Source organism: Bacillota bacterium (genome assembly GCA_013178125.1).
In the GTDB taxonomy this organism is placed as follows: Bacteria; Bacillota; SHA-98; order Ch115; family JABLXJ01; genus JABLXL01.
The window spans coordinates 1-20,795 of record JABLXJ010000028.1 but is presented as its reverse complement, the minus strand read 5'-3'; the positions used below and the strand labels follow the sequence as shown (position 1 = coordinate 20,795).

Annotated in this window: 18 protein-coding genes and 2 pseudogenes; all 20 read left to right on the top strand. The window is 54.2% G+C overall.

Annotated features, from left to right (window positions below):
• Nucleotides 1–634 (top strand): hypothetical protein (locus HPY71_14255; protein NPV54653.1); only part of this gene is annotated, 634 nt, incomplete at its 5' end.
• A 413-nt stretch (nt 635–1,047) separates the two neighbouring features.
• A complete protein-coding gene (locus HPY71_14250) occupies nt 1,048–2,403 on the top strand; it encodes a nucleotide sugar dehydrogenase (GenBank protein ID NPV54652.1) in 1,356 nt (451 codons plus the stop codon).
• A complete protein-coding gene (locus HPY71_14245) occupies nt 2,400–3,341 on the top strand; it encodes a Gfo/Idh/MocA family oxidoreductase (GenBank protein ID NPV54651.1) in 942 nt (313 codons plus the stop codon). Before HPY71_14250 ends, HPY71_14245 begins: the two co-directional genes overlap by 4 nt.
• Nucleotides 3,342–3,343: 2 nt before the next feature.
• Nucleotides 3,344–3,931, top strand: a pseudogene (locus HPY71_14240) (N-acetyltransferase).
• Nucleotides 3,932–3,934: 3 nt separating this feature from the next.
• The gene (locus HPY71_14235) at nt 3,935–5,113 is read left to right on the top strand and encodes a DegT/DnrJ/EryC1/StrS family aminotransferase (GenBank protein ID NPV54650.1); all 1,179 of its coding nucleotides are present in this window, start codon (nt 3,935–3,937) and stop codon (nt 5,111–5,113) included.
• Between the two features lie 71 nt (nt 5,114–5,184).
• Nucleotides 5,185–6,249, top strand: coding sequence for a UDP-N-acetylglucosamine 2-epimerase (non-hydrolyzing) (wecB, locus tag HPY71_14230; protein NPV54649.1), 1,065 nt, complete (start codon nt 5,185–5,187; stop codon nt 6,247–6,249).
• Nucleotides 6,250–6,534: 285 nt separating this feature from the next.
• Entirely contained in the window at nt 6,535–7,629 is a 1,095-nt protein-coding gene (locus HPY71_14225) for a glycosyltransferase (GenBank protein ID NPV54648.1), read from the top strand.
• 185 nt (nt 7,630–7,814) lie between these two features.
• Entirely contained in the window at nt 7,815–8,255 is a 441-nt protein-coding gene (locus HPY71_14220; GenBank protein ID NPV54647.1) for a hypothetical protein, read from the top strand.
• A gap of 300 nt (nt 8,256–8,555) precedes the next feature.
• Nucleotides 8,556–9,815: pseudogene (locus tag HPY71_14215) on the top strand (IS1634 family transposase).
• 221 nt (nt 9,816–10,036) lie between these two features.
• A complete protein-coding gene (locus HPY71_14210) occupies nt 10,037–10,378 on the top strand; it encodes a glycosyltransferase family 2 protein (GenBank protein ID NPV54646.1) in 342 nt (113 codons plus the stop codon).
• 680 nt (nt 10,379–11,058) lie between these two features.
• Entirely contained in the window at nt 11,059–12,480 is a 1,422-nt protein-coding gene (locus tag HPY71_14205) for a hypothetical protein (GenBank protein ID NPV54645.1), read from the top strand.
• Nucleotides 12,480–13,688 carry a glycosyltransferase family 4 protein gene (locus HPY71_14200; protein NPV54644.1) on the top strand — a complete coding sequence of 403 codons (1,209 nt, stop codon included), beginning with the start codon at nt 12,480–12,482 and terminating at the stop codon, nt 13,686–13,688. Before HPY71_14205 ends, HPY71_14200 begins: the two co-directional genes overlap by 1 nt.
• Complete coding sequence (locus tag HPY71_14195) at nt 13,678–14,670, top strand: glycosyltransferase family 2 protein (protein NPV54643.1); 993 nt, start codon at nt 13,678–13,680, stop codon at nt 14,668–14,670. The genes HPY71_14200 and HPY71_14195 overlap by 11 nt, the downstream gene beginning before the upstream one ends.
• 190 nt (nt 14,671–14,860) lie before the next feature.
• Nucleotides 14,861–15,193, top strand: a complete 333-nt coding sequence (locus tag HPY71_14190) for a hypothetical protein (protein ID NPV54642.1) — start codon at nt 14,861–14,863, stop codon at nt 15,191–15,193.
• Between the two features lie 24 nt (nt 15,194–15,217).
• Nucleotides 15,218–16,120, top strand: a complete 903-nt coding sequence (locus HPY71_14185) for a hypothetical protein (protein ID NPV54641.1) — start codon at nt 15,218–15,220, stop codon at nt 16,118–16,120.
• A gap of 705 nt (nt 16,121–16,825) precedes the next feature.
• A complete protein-coding gene (locus HPY71_14180; protein NPV54640.1) occupies nt 16,826–17,503 on the top strand; it encodes a sugar transferase in 678 nt (225 codons plus the stop codon).
• A 44-nt stretch (nt 17,504–17,547) separates the two neighbouring features.
• Nucleotides 17,548–18,705, top strand: a complete 1,158-nt coding sequence (locus tag HPY71_14175) for a DegT/DnrJ/EryC1/StrS aminotransferase family protein (GenBank protein ID NPV54639.1) — start codon at nt 17,548–17,550, stop codon at nt 18,703–18,705.
• 38 nt (nt 18,706–18,743) lie between these two features.
• Nucleotides 18,744–18,914, top strand: a complete 171-nt coding sequence (locus HPY71_14170; GenBank protein NPV54638.1) for a hypothetical protein — start codon at nt 18,744–18,746, stop codon at nt 18,912–18,914.
• 267 nt (nt 18,915–19,181) lie between these two features.
• Nucleotides 19,182–20,006: a hypothetical protein gene (locus HPY71_14165; GenBank protein ID NPV54637.1), complete on the top strand. Its 825-nt coding sequence runs from the start codon at nt 19,182–19,184 to the stop codon at nt 20,004–20,006.
• 67 nt (nt 20,007–20,073) lie between these two features.
• Complete coding sequence (locus HPY71_14160; protein NPV54636.1) at nt 20,074–20,214, top strand: hypothetical protein; 141 nt, start codon at nt 20,074–20,076, stop codon at nt 20,212–20,214.
• Nucleotides 20,215–20,795: the final 581 nt, after the last annotated feature.

Sequence of the window (20,795 nt, the reverse complement as noted above, 5' to 3'; positions counted from 1 at the left end):
GCACCGGGCGAATGTCGAGCAAAAAATAACCTTTAGAGAAGTACTGGACTGTTCTTGCCTGGGCAACGGGCTGACCCTGCACCTGAACGTGATCGACGCGGATAACAAGCTGCTCGTCGGGCGCCGCCCCAAAGACCTCCCGATTTACGGCGGGAAGCTGGTTACTTCTGTCACCGGCGCCGTGAGCTGGAACGACCGGAGGTGCGAAGGGGTGCCGCCGGATCCTTTCCTGGCTGCCGTAAGGGAGGCCCGTGAGGAAACGGGCATCACATTGCTTAAACGCGATATTTTCTTCTACGCCCTGGGGATGCAGGGAGACCAGCGGCATCCCCTGCTGTTAGGTGCGGTCAGGCTGGAAGACAGGCTGGAGAATGTTCTCAAAACCTGCCGGGATGCCTGGGAAAACGAGGTGTTTTATTACCTCGACCTGGACGATCTTGATACCTGCGCTGCGGTTCTCGTTTACGGCGACTGGATACCCGCCAGCGCCGTCGCCGTGGCCTTGTCCCTGCTGGACCGGCGCGGCTATAAAAGCGTTGAGGATGCCTTCAACCAGGCCGAGCAGCGGAAGTACAAAGCGTGGCTTTCGAGGACGCCCTGGCACCGGCGGAAAAAGTGGTCTTTGCTGGCCTAAAAGTTAGAACTTTGACGGGCTCCCATCCCAGATCCCCCGATTGCGAAGGCATCCCACCCTGATTCCTTAAGCTCCCTTAGACCGAAATTGTAAGCGCATAATATCAAGATCCGGAAAATTTCTTCAAATCAGCACAAAACAGGCAGGAAAATCCTGCCTTTTGTCGAATCTCAGAAACTATAAGACCTATTTTCCCTCGAACTGTTGCAGCGACTGGCAAAAATAAATAAACAAATTAGGAAGGAGATCCTGCTTCTGGTGGCGAAAGGTGGTAAACTGAGGTTGTCGCCCTGCCCGAGGCGGGAAAGAGGCACATTCCCCCGGATTGAGGTAGGTTCGGGGCTCGGCAGAAGATCGGCGAAAGATTTCAGGGAAGCACGCGAAATCCAACAAGCAGGAGGTCTTGAGTGAAAGTGGAAGCAGCGGGAGTTGAAGCCTGGAAGCAGGAACCGCAGCCCGCGCCGAAAGATGCCCTCCTTGCCAGGATCAAGGACAAGGCAGCCCTTGTGGGCGTAGTCGGCCTCGGCTACGTGGGCCTCCCCTTCGCCGTAGAGAAGGCAAAGGTCGGATACCGCGTTGTGGGAATCGAGGAGAACCCGAAGCGGGCGGAAAAAATCAACAGGGGAGAAAATTACATTTCCGACGTGAAAGACGAAGAACTGAGAGCCCTCGTGGAGGGCGGGAAGATCACCGCAGTCACCCATTTTGACTCCGTCCCGGAGATGGACGTGGTCGTAATCTGTGTACCCACCCCCCTGACCAAAAACCTTACCCCGGATCTGCAGTATGTGGAAAAAGTGACGCGGGAGATCGCGGCCCGCCTGAGGCCGGGGCAGCTCATCAGCCTGGAGTCGACCACCTACCCGGGAACGACCGAGGAGGTGATGCTCCCCCTCCTGGAGGCATCCGGGCTGAAGGTTGAGGAGGACTTTTTCCTCGTCCACTCGCCCGAGAGGGTTGACCCCGGGAACAAGAGGTACACCACGAAGAACACCTCCAAGGTTGTGGGGGGAGTAGGCCCCAACTCCCTGGAGATCGGGCTTGCTTTTTACCGCCAGACGGTGGAAAACGTAGTCCCTGTCTCCAGCGCCAAGGCCGCCGAAATGGTCAAGGTCTTCGAGAATACTTTTCGCGCCGTGAACATCGCCCTGGTCAACGAACTTGCCATGCTCTGCGACCGGATGAACCTCAACGTCTGGGAGGTCCTGGATGCAGCCTTCACCAAGCCCTTCGGGATCATGCCCTTCTACCCCGGCCCTGGTGTGGGCGGGCACTGCATCCCTGTGGACCCTCACTACCTCGAATGGAAGGCGAAGGAGCTCAACTTCAACACCCACTTCATCGCCCTCGCCGGGGAGATCAACCGCCGGATGCCGGAGTTCGTGCGGCAGAAGGCCTTGAGAATCTTGAACCGCCTGGGAGTTCCGGCCTCGCGGGCGCGGATCCTCATCTTGGGCGTGGCCTACAAGAAAGATATTGCCGACTGCCGCGAGTCCCCCGCCCTGGAACTCATCAGGCTCCTCAAGGAGGACGGGGCTAAAGTTTTCTACCACGACGATTTTATCCCCTACCTCTGCGACCGCGGGCTGGAGATGGCGTCGACCCCCCTCACCGAAGAAGTGCTGAAGGGAACCGACCTGGTGATCATCACTACCGACCACTCGCACGTGGATTACCAGTGGGTGGTGGAGAACTCAAAGCAGGTGCTTGACACGCGCAACGCCACGCGCTACGTAACCAACAACCGGGAAAGGATAACCTTGCTATGAAAGTGGGTGTAATAGGGGCGGGCCAATGGGGCCAGAACCTGGTTCGCGCCTTCTCCCGCCTGGGTGCACTGGCCGCGGTGGCGGAGATAAACCACGAAGCGCGCGAGAGGCTGGCTGCTGAGTTCCCAGGCGTACCCTTGTATGAGGACTGTAATTATCTTTTAGAAAGCGACATTCCGGCTGTGGTGATCGCCACACCTGCTTCTACCCATTATCAAATAGCGAAGAAAGCCCTGCTCTCGGGAAAAGACGCATTTGTGGAAAAACCTCTAGCCCTTTCTCTGGCGGAGGCCCGGGAACTGGTAGAGATAGCCGAAAGCAAAGAAAGCATCTTGATGGTAGGGCACCTTTTGCTCTACCAGCCTGCCGTGCAGTGGATCAAAAATTATCTCGCCTCCGGGGCCCTGGGGGATGTAGGTTTCATGGTGCAAGAAAGGTTAAAGCTGGGGCTGGTAAGAGCGGTGGAGAACGTCCTCTGGAGCTTCGGGGTGCACGACATCGCCGTGCTCCTTCACCTCGTAGAGGAGAAGCCTGAAGAGGTGAAGGCCGTAGGCAGGTGCTTCCTCCAAGAGGGCGTTGCCGACGACGTGTACGTGCACCTGAGGTTTCCGGGCGGGGTGCAGGCTCACCTCCACACCTCCTGGCTCTGGCCGGAAACGAGGCGCCGTCTCACCATCGTCGGCGCGAGGGCCATGCTCGTCTACGACGAGCTCGAGCAGAAAGTGACCCTGCACAAAAAATGGGTAGGCCCTGCTCTCGGGCACCACGACGAGGGCAGCGAGGTGGTCTTCCAGGGGAGCAGCGAGCCTCTCCTCCTGGAGTGCCGCCATTTTCTGGAGTGCCTGGAGAAGAGGGAAACCCCTCTCTCCGACGGGAGAAGCGCCGTTGCGGTGCTAGAAGTTTTGGAGGCTGCAGAAAAGCAGTTAAGGAGTAGTTAGAGATGAGCGACCGCGAAGGAAGGGACTACTTTGTCCACGAATCAGCATACGTTGATGAGGGTGCCAAGATAGGCAAGGGGACGAAGATCTGGCACTTCTGCCACGTGATGGCCGGGGCCGAGATCGGGGAGAACTGCACTTTAGGGCAGAACGTCTTCGTGGCCCGGAACGTCAAAATCGGCAACAACGTGAAGATCCAGAACAACGTCTCCGTTTACGAAGGCGTCATCCTGGAGGACGACGTTTTCTGCGGGCCGAGCATGGTCTTCACGAACGTCAAGACCCCCCGGGCCGCCTACCCCCGGAACAGTAGCGCCGACTACGTGAGGACTCTCGTGAAGAGGGGGGCGACGATCGGGGCAAACGCCACGGTCGTCTGCGGCGTGACGATTGGGGAGTGGGCCTTTGTGGCCGCAGGGGCGGTGGTGACTAAGGATGTGCCTCCTTATGCCCTGGTAGCCGGGGTGCCGGCCCGGATCGCCGGCTGGGCCTGTGAGTGCGGTATGTCGCTGGAGTTTCAAGGAGAATTCGCCGCCTGCCGGGAGTGCGGAAGGCGATATCGAAAGATAAATGAAACAACTGTAGTCCGAGAGATGGAATCTCAGGAAGAGGACGTCGGCGGGATTGAAACTCGGTTGACAAACCGGGAACCGGCGGCAGTGATTCCAGGCTTCGATCTCACCAGGCAGAATGCAGCGCTGAAAGAGGAACTGCTCCAGATAATTTCCGGCATCGTGGAAAAAGGGCAATTCATCCTCGGGGAAAACGTTGCGGAACTCGAGAAGGAAATAGCTGAACTCTGCGGAGTCCGGTTCGGCATAGGTGTTGGAAACTGCAGTGATGCTCTCTACCTTGCCTTGCTTGCCTGCGGGGTAGGACCTGGGGATGAGGTGATCACGACCCCGTTTACTTTCATCGCCACCGCAGGAGCCATCGCCCGCGTCGGGGCAAAGCCTGTATTTTGCGACATCGATCCGGCCACGTACAACATAGACCCGCAGAAGATCGAGGCGCTGATAACCGGGCGCACTAGAGCGTTGCTACCTGTTCACCTTTACGGCCAGCCAGCGGATATGGATGAAATTCTGGCCGTGGCAAGGCGGCATAATCTTTTTGTAATCGAGGACGCTGCCCAGGCCCTGGGCGCGAGCTACAAGGGAAGGCCGGTGGGATCCCTGGGGGATATTGCCTGCATCAGCTTTTTTCCCACCAAGAACCTGGGTGCCTTCGGCGACGGGGGAATGGTGGTGACGGACAACCCCGAGATTGCGGAACGCGTCAGGATGCTCCGGGTGCACGGGAGCAGGAAAAAGTACCACCACGAACTGATCGGCTGCAATAGCAGGCTGGACGAGATTCAGGCCGCGGTCTTGCGGGTCAAGCTCAGGTACTTTTCTAGCTGGACGGCAAAACGCCAGGAATTGGCGCAGAGGTACAACAGGCTTTTCCAGGCCGCCGGGCTGGTGAGCAAGGGCTTGATTTCCCTTCCCCAGAGAAAAGCCGGCTGCCTCCACGTCTACCACCAGTATACCATCGCTGCCCGACAGCGCGACCGCCTCCAGCAGCACTTAAAGGAAAAAGGGATCGGGAGTACCGTCTACTACCCCGTGCCCCTCCACCTGCAAGGGGCATTCAAGCACCTGGGCTACCGGCCGGGAGACTTCCCGCAGGCCGAAGAGGCGGCAGGCCGCGTCCTCTCTCTCCCCATGTTTCCGGAACTCACCGATGCCGAAGTGGCCCGGGTGGTTGAGGTCATCAAGGAATTCTATTGATTGATCTATAAGCACCAAATGATCTATAAGCACCAAACAGCTCACGGTTCAGATAAAGGTGGCGATAGGCGATGAAGGTAGTCACGGTTGTTGGCGCGCGGCCCCAATTCATCAAGGCGGCAGCGGTGAGTCCGTTGCTCCGCCAGGTGGCTACCGAAGTCATCGTTCATACAGGCCAGCACTATGACTTCAACATGTCCGACATCTTCTTTGAGGAACTGGAACTGCCAAAGCCGGATTATAACCTCGGGATCGGCTCAGGCTCTCACGGCTTCCAAACCGGCCGGATGCTCGAAGGTGTGGAAGAGGTTTTGATAGCCGAGAGACCTGACTGGGTCCTGGTATATGGTGACACGAATTCTACCTTGGCCGGCGCGCTGGCAGCGGTGAAACTGCATATTCCTGTAGCTCACGTGGAAGCCGGGTTGCGGTCCTTTAATCGGGCGATGCCGGAGGAAATCAACCGGGTTTTGACAGACCATGCGTCTAATCTCTTGTTTGCGCCGACCAAAGCAGCCATGGACAACCTCGCGCGTGAGGGCCTTTCGAGTCGGGCCATCCTTGTGGGGGATGTGATGGCTGATATCCTGTTTCGGGTTCAGCCCAAACTTAAAGAGGCGCAAGACGAGTTGGGGCGATGGGGTGTTCAGCCCGGGAAGTATGCTCTTCTGACCTTACATCGCCCTAGTAATGTAGATGACCCCAAGCGACTTCACCAGATCCTGCTAGCCGTGTCCAAGCTTAAAGAGCCGGTGCTATTCCCGGTGCACCCCCGAACGCAAGAGCGGATTTGGAAATACGGACTGGGCAAAGTGGTTCAGGCCTACCCGTTCAGGTGCTTTGCACCGTTTGGATACCGTGAAATGCTGGTGGCTGAGGCCAATGCCAGGGTGATCCTCACGGACTCTGGTGGGGTGCAGAAGGAGGCGTATCTGTTGGGAGTCCCTTGCCTCACCCTCAGGGAAGAGACTGAATGGGTGGAAACAGTAGCTTTGGGTTGGAACGTGCTGGTGGGAGACGCCTTGGGTGACGTGCTGGAGAGAGCCGAGGAAATACACCCCGTTGAGCATCCGGACCTCTTTGGTAAGGGCGATGCGGGTCAGAGGATCGTGGACGCACTCCGGTCGGTAGTCTGATCTTGTTAGGCGATCTGTAGCCCCATCAACTGAAAACGAGCGAGTTTCATATGGAACCCACCTGTAACCTGCCTTAAGGCCCAAACGGCGGATGTCGGTGGTGCTTTAGAATTAGGTAGCGAGGGAGGTTTAAGGAACTGCGGACGACCATTTCCGAGGTTGACCTTGTTCTGATCTTAACTGACCATTCAAGCATATATTGCCAATTGGCAGTCGAGTACGTCTTACTGTATTGGGTATGTGTAATGCTACGAGGAATCTGGTGATCGGTGACGGTGAAATCATATGAAATCAACACAAGATGATATTACAATCTATGTTTCGTCTGTGCCACTTGAATGCCGTCCAGAAGATAGGGGGGTAGCTAACAAGGTTGCAGCTCAGTACCGGGCGTTTCGGAGGAGATATCAAGGGACCATCCTGATACGACCGCGCTCTGCTTCGAAGCTTGGACGTGTGGTTGAGACGCTGGTTCGAGGGCTCATAGCGGCATTCTCATTACCACGGGGTGCAGTATATGTCAGGTACGACTCCTATACGGCCTTGTTGATCCTGGCCTTGGGTCTTTTGGGTCGGGTTACGGTTGCGGAAGTTAACGGTCGTCTATCGGCTGAGGTTTCAGGGTGGAAGCGGTGGTTGCAGACGTTTTTCGACCGGCTATGCCTGCCTTACGCTGCACGCATCGTTGCAGTAGCAGAGGACGTACGCTCGTATGTACTTGAGGCGATGGCTGGAGTCAGGCGAAAGCCGGTAGTGGCTGTGATCGGCAATGCGGTCGAGGTTCCACCGCATTACGTTCCCCGCGTTCCCGACGGTAACCCGACGCTGTTTTACGTTGGTACCTTTCGGCGGGCGCACGGCCTTGATCTCTTGCTCGACGCCTTATCCACGGAGGCTCTACGTGGGGTGCGCCTGCTGCTGGCCGGTGCCGGACCGGAAGAGAGCACCATCCGGGAACAGGTCGAGGCGCTCGGGCTGGAGAAGCAAGTCACGTTTGTGGGTTGGGTGAATGAAGACGAACTTGTAGAAACATTAACTACCGTCGACCTCGGTATCGGCTCTTTGGCAATCGAGAGGGCGGGTCTACGCACCGCCGCAACCCTAAAGGTACGGAGTTACCTAGCTCATGGCTTGCCGTGCATAGTAGGGTATGAGGAAGATCCTGAAACGATGCGCCAGCCTTTTGTTTTTCGTGTTTCAGGAGACCGCGAAGACGTCGCCATGCAAATATCCGACGCCCTCACGATGTGTCGGTCATGCGGCAACGAGTTAAGACTTGAAGCCTGGAGGTATGCTAGGGATCACTTTTCGTACGACGTGTGGGTTTCGCACATTTCGGGACTTCTCAAACGCGATCAGGCTACGAAGGTGATGTTCTAGTGGAGAAAGCGAGAAATGCCATCGTTTCGTCCTTAATGTCGGCATTTCGGAACCCATAGCGATTATGTGATCGAGTGATAGGTTTGCCGGGCTGTTCTGTTCGTTCCAGCCCGAACCCATAATATCAGCCGTCGTGCTGGGTATTGGAGGTATAGATTCCAGTATCTATCGGAGGAGGCGCTCTCATGAATAGAAGGACCCCTAAGGTGTTGCTTTTTGGTCATGGCGGTAGCGCCAATCGCGGATGCGAAGCGATTGCGAGGAGCACGATCAACATTCTTCGCCAGGCATTTGGGGGCGGGGTTCAGGTAGTGCTTGCCTCGTTGCACGTGAGCGAGGATGTCGAGGCACATATTCCACATATCTCAGATTACGTTAGGCGGTATGGAGAGATTAGGAGGCGGACTCCGAGTTGGGTCCGGCTTCAGTCCTACAAGAGGATAATGCGTGATCATGTCCGAGCTTATCGTTTTGCCGGATACCCCACTGTCGACTACGTCGGGAAGGTTGATGTGTGTTTATCGATAAGTGGAGACAATTACTGCTGCGGGACTCCGCACTGGCTTTACGTGGTTGACCGATGCGTCAGAGCTGCCGGTAAAAGGTTGGTTGTTTGGGGAGCATGAATCGAGCCAAATTCGATTGGTGCTCAATGCTCAAATGGAAAGGGATCTGAGGCCTTTCGAGCCTTATTGCCGTGCGGGAATCTATTACTTACGAAGCGTTGCAAAATGGAGCTTGGCAAGTGTGCACCTATATCCAGATTCCGCTTTCATCCCAGAGGAAGAGGATTTCCCTCTGCGTGCAAAATGGGAGAACGGGAATACCACCGGGATTAACGTTAGTTCACTTGTATCGACAAGGCCTTCTTATCAGCGGCAAGCTCGGGAGAGTTCATGACCCCGGTCGAGAGGGCTATCTTCGGGATGGTGACAGACAGGGCGCTTAACCCTTCAAGGAAGCTTGCGATGGAGGAGTACGTGGAAAAGGGCGTGGTGATACCCGCGCTTCCGTCCTCCCAGGTACAGCAGCTATACCGGGCCATGGAGTTTCTCCTCGAGTCCTCCGAACAGCTGCAATGGGCCGTGTTCTCATCGTGCGCCAACCTTCTCAACCTCGAGGTGGACCTGCTGTACTTCGATACGACGTCGATGTACTGTGAGATCGAGGATGAGGATGAGGATCAGCCGGACCATACAAGGAGTTCGCTGCGGCGGCGCAGCAACTCCAAGGACCGACGGGAGGACTTACCCCCGGTGGTGAGCGGGCTTGCAGTCACGAGAGAAGGCATACCGATAAGATGCTGGTGCTGACCTGGCAACACGGTTGATATGTCGGTCATCCAGGAGGTAAAGAAGGATCTTGTCGGTTGGAAGCTCGGGCGCGTGATCTCCGTCGTGGACCTTGGGTTTGCGTCAGAGGAGAATCTGAGGTATCTCCAGAGGGCGGGGGGACATCGCATCGCAGGCGAGCCCATGCGAAAGGGCGTGGAGAAGGTTGGAGAGGCTCTATCCCGGCCGGGGCCGTACTCGCGTGTCAAGGACAATCCCGAGGTGAAAGAGATCACCGTCGGGGACCGCGAAGCGAGGACAAGATACATCCTCGTGAGAAACCCCGAAGAGGCAAAGCGTGACAAAGAGCGAAAGGGTGAGATCATCGCTGAGCTCAAGGACAAACTCAGCAGCATTGAGAATGCTCCGGAGTCCGAGCACACAAAGGGGATCTGTGCGCTGATCGCAAGCCCCAGGTATCGGAGGTACCATAAGGACACGAAGAAGGGGCTGCCAAAGATAGACTAGGAGGAGAAGATCCGCGAAGAAGAGAAGCTGCACGGGAAGTATCTCCTTCGGACCTCGGACGATACCCTCTCCGCTGGGGATGTGGGGTCGGGGTACAAACAGCTCATTGAGGTGGTCAACAGCACGCCCGAGATGCGACCGGTGTACCACCGGCTCGATGACAGGATAAGGGCTCGCGTGATGCTCTGCTGGCTTGCCCCATTACTTGTTCGCGTGGCCGACACCCGCGCGAAGGACACCTGGCGAAACATGCGTCGCGAGCTAGAGAGGATGCACCTTACGGAGCTCAAGGTACCAAAAGCCGTTGCGACGAGGAAAACCGAGACCACAGCGATGCAGGCCGAGATCTTCAAAGCCCTTCGCATGAAGGGGCCGCCGAGGGTATAGGACATACTCCCAGCCCAACCAGTGTCTAGGACATCCTAGATACACGCGCTTTTCCGACCCAGGGGCCAGAGTGCCCGTCATTACTGCACTTCAGCCCCTTTGTGTGTCCAGGTGCTGTCGAACTTCACTAGAACGTCGGCCTTGGCTCAAGGATAGGGTTCGAGTTTGTGAAGACGGGGGTGAAGTTCTCTTTAATGCGTAGCGTACGAGGATTGGTATCGGTGATTATTCCAACGTTCAACTCCTCGGCCTATATAGCGGAAACGCTTGCGTCGGTATTGAGTCAGACCTATGCCGAGATTGAAGTCATTGTCGTGGACGATGCTTCGTCTGATAGGACGGTGGACGCGGTCAAGGCATTCGCAGACCAAAGGATCAAGCTAGTGCGGCATGGACGGAACCGAGGGCCGGGCGCCGCACGAAATACTGGCATGGCAGCGGCTCAGGGGCGCTGGGTGGCCTTTGTCGACTCCGACGATCAGATGAAGGCGGATCGTGTGGAGAAGCTTGTGGCGGCCATCGCAGACGCAGGAGAGGGATTCTTCGTCGCAGATGACGAATGAGTGTGTCCCGATCAACCAGGAATCCTTACGGGCGTTCAGCGACACCTCGCTGCTTTCAAGCTAAACTTTGGCCACCTAGAGCATTTGGACTTGAACTTACTGCAGTATCAACAAGCAGGCTGCCCGCACCTACATCCTTTGGTACCAAGTATGGTGGTCAAGAAAAGCGGGGTTCGCTTCCCGATAGATGTTCGTTTGGGCGAAGACCTGGAGTTCTACACCCGACTATTCCAAGCCGGACTGCGTCTTCGACTGTTACAGTACCCAGGCTATATGTATCGGGTCAGGGCGACTTCACTCAGTCAGGACCGTACAAAGTTCTCGGATTTGCGTGTCGTCTATCGCAGACTCGCGGAGGATAATCGGCTTAGGCTGGAAGAACGGCGATACTTCGAATTGCTAGAAGAAAGACTGGGATCGCTTGAGGCATTCCTGCGGCTGGTCGACCTAGTCCGGGGCTACCGCCTGTGGGAAGCTGCGGTGTACGCGTGTTACCACCCCCGAGCGGTTCTTGAATGCATCAGACGCCTACCACGAGCCATCCGATGCCGTTGGGGAAACTGGATTGCCCAAATGCTGCGCGCGGGATCATCAGGATAGTACTCTAACTGCATGCTATCGCTTCCATGGTCGCGAACCCTTGTGCGAACCGCGGAATCAGTCTTTGGAGATGATACCTAGTGAAGCTGGTTAGAATGCTTAGTCTTAGCGCAATAGCTTTTGCCGGGATTGTTGGAACGTACATAGGTTACATCGTATCAAGTGATGGAGTTGCTGGGCTATATCTGTTCCTGCTAGTCTCGGCTACAATAGGTCTCGTACTACTGTTATACCATCGCGATGCGGGAGAGCTCGGACCGATTCTTGTGGTGAGTTACCTACTGTATGCGCTGGGATATCCACTACATGCTGTAGTACAAGGAGCCCGGCTTTCTGAGTACTCGACTTACTTGGGAGTATGTCTGGTTGGGCTAGCAGGTTTAGCGTTCGGCTATGTGATGGTGGCTAGAGTTCTCAAACCGAAGATGAGACTGCCAATCGTTCATCGGTCTGATCTAGAGCTGGGTATTTGGCTCACCGGTCTAGGCGCCGCCCTCTCACTCATGACGTTTTTCGCGGCCTTTGGCGGTGTTTCTGGCTTCTTGAAGATTGGGTATGGGGGCGAACGTTGGCGGGTGGTTAGCGAGGGCGAAATCATAGGCCCCGGTATGGAATGGCTCGGGTTATTTAGCGTGTTGTCGGCCGTGTATGGTTCGCGGCTGCAGAGAGCCCTAGGCGTGTCTATAGGCTGTCTTTGGGCGATCACCAATTTGGTAGTCGGGAGCCGTGGTGTGGTTATCAATATTGCCCTTGTATTTGCAATTCTGTGGTACTATTCGAGACCGTCTAGGCCGCGGGTTTCTATTGTTACTCTCGCGACGGGTGGTGTCATATCCTTCGTTATCGCACAATACATTGCGGTAGCTCGCGAATATCTTCCACTCGGAGCATTGACCGCCATGTCCAGGGGGCTTGCCCGGGTCCTAGAGACGCCCACAATACTTTTGCCTTGGAGATGGGGCGAATTCGTGACCCCAGGCGGCGCTTTGCAGGAGTTGCTGCTTTCCCATGGCCGATGGAAGTATCAATTCGGAGGAACGTACCTGAATGCTCTCCTGAACACAATCCCGGGTCTGAACCGTTTGGTGTCCTACACGCCGTTATCTGTATGGCGGATGCAGGTTTTCTATCCTAGTCTATGGGCGCAGATGAGAGGATTTGGTTTCTTCGCTGCGGCCGAGGGTTATGCCAACCTCGGAATAGTGGGAGTGTTTTTCCACCTGGCCGCTCTTGGCGCGTTTGCAGGGCTACTTTACTCCATAGCAAAGGGTAGCAAGAACCCGTGCGCAATAGTGCTATACGCCGTATCCTTCCCGCTGTTACCTTTTGCGGCGATGAGGATAGATGCCGCTACTTGGTTGTGGGGTTATACGCATGCCTATCTCGCGCCGTGGATTTTAATTGTCATGGCGGCGACGTTTCGGCAGGCGTATACGAAGTCGAAACATCAGTATCAGCCCATTGAATTACAGGTGCGCCGCGGCCGCGGAGGCGTTGTCTAATGCATGTACTATACATAACTGAGCGTACCCCGTGGGGTGCCGGTGAGTATTTTCTATATCCGGAGATCAATGCACTCAAGGCCCAAGGGCATGAGGTTACACTTGTGCCAGTGAGAGTGGAGAAGAGCCAATCCCCCTCTGGCAGTCAGGAGGTTGATTTTTGGCGGGGAAAGTCTATTTGCCTGCCGCTCCTTGGAAGAAAAACGTTTCGCCTGGCAGTGAAGGAATTCATATTGCACCCATTTAAGGTAATGACTGCCAGCCTTTCTGTTGTCCTGGCGTCAGGGTTGACAAGAAATGCGCTCCGCAATCTACAGGTGATTCCAAAAGCCCTGGCCGTATCGTCAGCCACCCGACGTATGGCACCCGATCACATTCACGCCTATTGGGCAACACAACCAGCCACCGTAGCCTATATCGTGCACCGTTTAACCGGTGTGCCATGGAGCTTCACTGGTCATCGGTGGGACCTCGAGGCAGAGACGGGGCTTGCTTGCAAGCTTACTACCGCGAAGTTTATCCGCTGCATTAGTGAGCACGGTGCCGCGGCAGTGCGCCAGAGGGTGGGGAATTCGCTACAGAATAAGGTTCACGTCATCCATGTAGGCACATGGGTACCGACGAAACCTCCGAGGCGGCGAAGAACTAGCAAGGGGGGAACTTACCGAATTGGCTTGCCTGCAAATTTGATCGAGTCCAAGGGGCACCGCTACCTAATGGAAGCTGCCTCTCTCCTTCGACTGGCGGGTATCAAGGTAGAACTTGACTTTTACGGCGATGGTCCGACTGGTCCTGCTCTGAGACACTTGGCTGACTCATTGGGGCTCGGGACAGTAGTTCGCTTTCACGGTCGGGTGCCACATGAAGTTATGCTTGAAGCTTACCGCGAGCTGGACGTCGTGATGCTGCCAAGCTTGGTCGAGGGGATCCCGGTAACCCTGATGGAAGCCATGGCTGCTGGCGTACCCGTGGTAGCTACGGCGCTCGAGGGGGTTAGGGAATTGCTTGACGGAGGTGCCGGTCTGATGGTTCCACCTAAAGATCCCCAGGCCTTGGCCAATACGCTACAGAAGCTATTTACGTCACCTTCGTTGTACGAGGAATGCGTGTACAAGGGTTGGAAGCGGGTCGCCAAAGAATTCAGCGTCCAGCAGACGGTACAAGCGCTGATCCATCTGTGGGGAGGTGCGCCCGAACATGCAGGTTGAACCAGCAGGTTGCTTGGCGCCGGTTTCGGTAGTAGTTTGCACGACCGGGCGCCTTGAGGAATTGCGCAACGTCTTAACGTCGCTTGCAGAACAACGGCGGCGCCCGGCGGAAGTGATTATCGTCGATCAAAGCGGTGTCGATGGCGTTGCGGCAGTGTGCGGGAGCCGGGAGTGGCCGTTTGCCTTGAAGCATGTGCGTGTTTCTTGGCGCTCTCTTGCCAATGCCCGGAATGTGGGAGTTGACGCGGCGGATGCTGCTACACGCTGGATTCTTTTTCTTGACGATGACGTGGTGCTGTCCCCCACCTACATTGAGGAGTTGCTGCGAGGTGCTGAGCGGCACTCGGAAGCCAAAATCCTGTTCGGGGTGATCGAGAACCTCAAGCCATCACCATCCACATACAACTTTTTCGCTAAGTTAGTTGGCTTGCCTTATCATGGACCAGGTGCCGGCTTTAGAGTGATGCCGTCGTTCAAGACGACAATGGACACCCGGGTGACGACCGACCTGCCTGCCGAATGGGCGACAGGTTGCGGCTTCATGGTAGAGCGGAATGTCTTCGTCGCCAACCGATTCGACAGTAATCTGGTCAGCTACTCACTGGACGAAGACCTTGACTTCACGTTCAGGGTAGGGAAGACCGGCAAGGATTTATTGTGGTGCATCGCTGCAGCGCGCCTGACTCATTTTGAGGCTCCTGCAAATCGGCTGAATGCCGATAGGCTGGCGCTCATGCGAACGCTCTACGACGTTTACTTTTTTTTCAAAAACCGCCGATTGGGCCTTAGTTTGTGGCGTTTCATACTTAGCGAAGCAGCGTACACCCTTGCCATAGCTGGAGCTACGCTGGTCGGGTATCAAGGTAATCCTTATCCTCTCGGGCCGCATCTCCGTTCATACCTGTACGTCCTAAAGTTCTGGCGAGAACTACGGCGCGGAAACTTGATCAGAGTCAATGAGCTATTGACCATGAAGATCTAGCGACGAAACACGGTGTGGTCACAGGTGGGGTCGGAGGTATAGGCGGAGTTCGTTCTTTGTATGGGCTGTCGGTTATGGCATTGCGCGTGTTAGAGGCACAGATGGATTGGGAAACCAGCTGAATGGGTGGGACATAGCCTTGAAGAGCCATCGATGAGTCGAAGGTTAATGCAATGGGAGGTGACATGGCATGGGCTTCTTGATGGAGATAGAAAGACTAGCTGAGGGTCAACAGGGCCTCAGAGTGGTTTGTCAGCAGCCAGAGGGGGCGAAGCGGGAAGAGATTGTGCGTCCGGGGGAACATAAGCTCTTTGGAGTGGCGTATTGGACGAATGGTAGCGCCTCGTTTGCGAGGATCCTGGAGGACCTCCAGGAGGATCGGGTGACGGACGGATCTTATCTGATTGTGGCGGTCGACGATGTTGTCAGCATTGTATCCGATCCTTTAGGGACTATACCCGCTTTCTACCATGTGGGTGATTCCAGTATAGTCATTGGCCTGAACATGTCTGAGGTTGCCTGAGTCGCCGGTGCAGGCATCGACCAGGTGGCCCAGGAGCTGTATCTCCTTTTCGAATACATTCCTCAGCCCCATACTCTCTTCGCAGGGGTCAAGCGCTGCCCGCCTGGGACCGTCATTCGTATCGACCCGGGTAAACCTGGCGTGGCCTGCCGCCCTTATTTCGATCTGGGAGCTCGTGTGCTTGAACGGATAGATGCTGCAGGGGAGCCCCATTCCGAATTGATTCACCGTACATGGAGGCTCTCGACGGAAAAGGTACTACAGGGGTTGAATAGGGAGGAGACCGTAGGTATCTCACTCTCCGGCGGACTTGACTCCCGTTTCCTCCTGGGAAGCGTTTGTGAACTGGGGGTTAAATGCGTTGCCTACACCTATGGCGTGAATGAGCATGTAAGCGACGTGCTTATCGCCCGAGATGTTGCAACTCACTTCAATACGGCTTGGCACTATTTTGAGTTTCCGTATGAGCCAGGGGAGGTGGAGGGATTCCTCAGCCGTTACTTCCCGATGGAGCCGGTTTCGATGGCTGGTCTGGCCAGTGTAGCTCGTGATGTGAAGGAGAGATTGGGCATTAACTATACGATGGTGGCAGCCGGAGGCGATGTAGTCTGGGGTTCCCACTGCTCGATCAAGAACATGGTTAAAGCTGCTAAGGCAGTGCGTATGTGGAGAAGGTACTGCCGTACATGGAAGAGCGCCTGGGTAGCCGCATCTGAGCTGGGTGATTGGGGCTGGGCGGTGGGCCGGAAGGAATGGGAAAGGCCTCTCCAAAATGCGGGAAAGGTATTCGACGAGGCAGTCGACCACCGCTGGGACCGGTTACCGCCGAGCGTCTGTGGAGCATTCAATATCGTCAACCAAGCTACACTTGGAACAGTAACCTTGTCTACCTCGACCAAGGGATTAAGGTTCTTGCCCCCACCTTGACACTAGAGAGCATCATTGACGGCCTTACCCTGCCACTGGGGAGCATACTCGCTGGGGTTGCCTACGAGCGGGCTTTCGTTAAGCATTACCCTCAGGGAGCACGTTCGCCGCTGACTAGAACCCGCAAGAAGCCTTCCGGGAGACTGATTAATCTGCTATACTCCGATGCAGCCCTGCTGATGCAGAAGCTTGCTCGGCGGGACTGGCACGTCCCGTGGACCTCCCCTTCCGAATGGATGCCCGTACTCTCTACGCTTTTGGCCCGCGGCAACCTTCAGTGGGCTGCTTCAGTAGACTGGCCCGATCAGGTGGCGGTTCGAGCGTTGGTTCTTGAATTCCTTCTTCGACACGATAAGTTAGGAAGGTTTTAGGTATGATAAGTGTTATGGACTACGTACCGTCCGGGCTGAAGCGGTATATAAAACAGTGGCTCATCCGGCGCAAATCACGGACTGCACCGTTTATTCCCCCTATATCGGTGCTAGAGTGGAGTTGGGTCGTGGATGCGTCGTTGCAGAAGGCGCGCAGATGAGTAGGTACTTGCCGACGCAATAATTTGGCTGGCTGATCATGAGGAGGAAGCTTTTTTAATGGGTCGGCGAGGGCGCAAGTTTGCAGAAGACCAGCTGGATTGGAATGTTTTAGTAGAACGATGGCTGTGCGAATTTGAAAAAAAGGTCCTGGGGAGAGGAATTCCAACTCATAATGATAAAGAGGTTTATTGATATTATTGTTTCGTTGGGGATATTGATATTACTTTTTCCTGCCTTTGTGGTGATTGCGGTTGCTGTGGTTCTTGATTCGGGTTTCCCGGTTTTTTACCGGGGGGAGCGGATCGGGAAAGACGGCAGGCTTTTTCGAATTATTAAGTTTCGCAGCATGTATGTCGGCTCTGCACAGGGCCCGGCCATCACAGGCAAGGATGATCCCAGGGTGACGCCGGTAGGGAAGTTCCTGCGCAAGTGGAAACTGGACGAGCTGCCCCAGTTTTATAATGTGCTTAAAGGGGAGATGAGCCTTGTCGGTCCCCGGCCCGAGGCGCCGCAGTATGTTGAATTTTACAGCGATGAGGAAAAAATTGTGCTTTCGGTGAGACCTGGAGTAACGGGGGTTTCGCAGTTGCTTTTCAGGAATGAAGAGGAGATGCTTGAGGGTCCGGACCCGGAGCGGTTTTACCTTGACGTCTTGATGCGCCAGAAGATCCGTTGCGATGTTGCCTATGTTCGCAACCAGTCTCTTGTTTTCGATTTGGTTTTGATTTTATTAACACTGGTTGCTGTAGTTTTACCCCGTGAACCCGGCATTAAAAAACTTCTGTTGGAAAAGTTTTTGAAGACTGGTGTCGACATGAATTTTAAAAATTTTTCTGAATCCGGCGGGTGAGAGTTTTATTTCTACTTTTTTGATCAGGTCAGGAGGCTTGATTTATGCGCTCCAATTTTTTGCCCTTTGCTCCCCCTTTCATTTCCGGTGAAGAGATCGAAGAAGTCAGCGATACCCTTTCTTCTGACTGGATTACCACCGGCCCCAAAACCAGGTTGTTCGAATCCAGGTTTGCGGAGTTCCTGGGAGTTACGGATGCGCTGGCCGTAAATTCCTGTACTGCAGGACTGCACCTGGCCCTGGCTGTGCTCGGCATTGGCCCGGGGGATGAGGTGATCACAACGCCCATGACCTTTTGCGCGACGGTCAACGTCATCGAGCATGTGGGGGCGAGGCCGGTCCTCGTGGATGTGGAGCCTGATACTTTAAATATTTCTCCTGACCTGCTGGAAAGGGCCCTTACGCCGAAAACGAAGTGCATCATGCCGGTTCACTACGCCGGCCACCCGTGTGAAATGGATGCGATCACCGGGGTTGCCCGTTCCCACGGTCTTTTTATCGTCGAAGACGCGGCCCACGCCCTTCCTGCCAGGTATAAAGATCAGATGGTCGGGAGTACGGGGAACCTGACCGCCTTCAGTTTTTACGCCACGAAAAACCTCACCACCGCCGAGGGCGGGATGTTGACCGGCGACCCTGATTTGCTTGAAAGGGCGAGGGTGCTAAGCCTGCACGGGATGAGCCGGGATGCCTGGAAGCGCTACGGGAAGGAAGGTTCCTGGTATTATGAAGTGGTATACCCCGGCTACAAGTACAACATGACGGACATCCAGGCTTCTCTTGGTCTGCACCAGTTGAGGAAGCTTCCTGGGTTTCAAGAGCGGCGGAAGCAGATTGCAGCGAGATACGATGAAGCCTTCATCCATTATCCTTACTTTGAAATTCCAGGCCGGCGGCCCAACGTGGAACATGCCTGGCACCTGTACGTGCTGCGCTTGAATCTGGAAACTCTGCGTATCGACCGGAACAGGTTCATCGAAGAACTTCATGCCCGAAACATCGGGACAAGCGTTCACTTCATACCTATCCACCTGCACCCTTACTACCGCGATAAATACGGCTACCGGCCGGAGGATTTCCCGGTTGCCTACTCGAACTACCTGCGGATGATCAGCCTTCCGATTTACCCTCGCATGTCGGACAGAGACGTAGAGGATGTCATCGAGGCTGTGCTCGATGTTGCAGAAACCTACAAGCGTTAGGTTGTCAGAATCTAAGAGTTCTTGATTGGGGTGAAACGATGGTTAAAAAGACCCTAACTGCAGAGGAATGGGAGAAAAAAGTGAGGGAGCTGGAGCTGGACCACCTAGCCGCCGGCGGCCACATCACCCGCCGGGAAGCGGAAGAGATCATCGCCCAGGTCTACGGCCCAAAGCCCTGCAAAGAAACAGAAATGGAAACAGGTAAATAACTGTACCGGAATTGAATTGAGCGAACGAAGTAAAAAATCCGCAGGGGACCTGCGGATGTCTTTTTATCCAATATTCTTATTTAGATGTCTAGATGCCACCATTGATCAACCGTTATCAGGTTATCTCTTGCAGATTTTTCGGCTTCTAAGGTTTATCGGTTGTAGCTATTATATGAGAGAGTTTGCAAAAGTCAGGATCAAGACCAGGCCAGGTTCTGGCCGGCCGGGGTAAGGATTCCTCCGAGATTATGATCGAGAGGGGTGATTATGATGGCGATCGAAAGGAATTTGATTAATTACCATCGATCTATAGCCAGGGAATTGGAGGCAACTAAAAACCGTGTCCGTGATCTAATAGGAAACCTGCATTGGCAGAGCGATGGCGAACATAAAGAGGCTGTACTTCGTAAAGCACTCCGCAACTATCTGCCTGAAAATGTTCTTGTTGGCAAGGGATTTGTATGCTACAAAAGCGGTAATTCTCAAACTTCAAAGCAACTTGATATATTGATTACTTCCAAATTAAAGCCAACACTCTTTAAAGATGGCGAATTTGTAATTGTTACGCCTGATGCAGTAAAAGCCATAATCGAAGTTAAAACAAAAATTTCTTCTTGGAATGAACTCTTAGAGGCGTTAAAAAAGCTTGGGGAAGACGCGCAAAGGATCCGCAATGAAAAAAATTGCTGGGGCGAAAATTGTTGGGCTGGACTTTTTATCTATGATGATATTTCCGTTGGCTATCAAGCGCTTCTTGAAGCATGTAGGGTCGCTGCTAACCAAGATATGTTACGGGCTGTTAACTGTATATCCGGAGGGGCCAGTAAATTTATACGTTTTTGGAAAAATGGGACAGAGGCTAACAGTCCTGTCGAGGGTCCAGTTTGGCATGCCTACGATTTAGAAGGCCTTGCGCCAGCTTATTTTTTGAGCAACCTGATCTGGCATGTCACCCCTGGAATGCAACGGGATATGCAGTATGCCTGGTTTCCTATTGAAGGAGGGAAGGAAACCAGGCGCCGCTGGTATATTCCCCTTAGTGGCGGCGAGGCAAAAGAGTTTGAGGATAAAGAATTGCCTAAATCCTTCTAAAACAATAAAACAAGGGGATGGTTCTCAGGAAGATGACATTGTGCGCTTTGAAAGATTTCGGGCGGGAGTGAAGATAGCGCTGAACGTGGCGTGGCAGGTGGACGTGAAAAACCTTGAAAAAACTTTTCCCGGAAAGAAGGATTTTTTGGATCAGGCAGAGAATTTTTATAAAACACTTGTTCGGAGTGAACTGTTCCCGTTATTTTAGTTTAAGGGGATCTTTTCTTATGAAAGAACAGGGAGACAAGGGGACGGTTCTTTTGTCTATTGGAGGATAGGCAAAAGGAGCCGTTTTTTGATGTAAGGGACTTCCCGGCAGGGTAGTTGAATCTGGATAGAGTATAGTGTCCAGCGGACTCGGCCAGATCTTTTGCATCTGGTGATGGAGTTTCAGCGAGCTTCGTAGAATAATACCAGGTAGTGCTTGGAAGTATATAGCGTTGCAGGAGGCAAAGGTGGTTTCATTAGTGCGGGAAATTTATCCAGGAGTGGTAGCGGATCCGGATGATATAATAGGACTCAAGTTTTTTTAATTTATTGCAGGAAATTTCTTCATATGTGGCGAATATATTTTCAGGTTACTATTTCTATCCTTAGGATCATAAAATCAATAGGCGATTAATTAAGCTTTATTTTCGTCTTTAAAGATTAAAAATTTGGAGGGAAGGGGGAAAAAGTGGACGAACAGCTAATAGCTTTGCAGCTTTGCCTTAAGGAAGTTGGCGGATTCAGTATGGCCAGCTTTAGGGAGCGCTTAAAGTACCAGAAGATGGTATATCTCATGCAGTT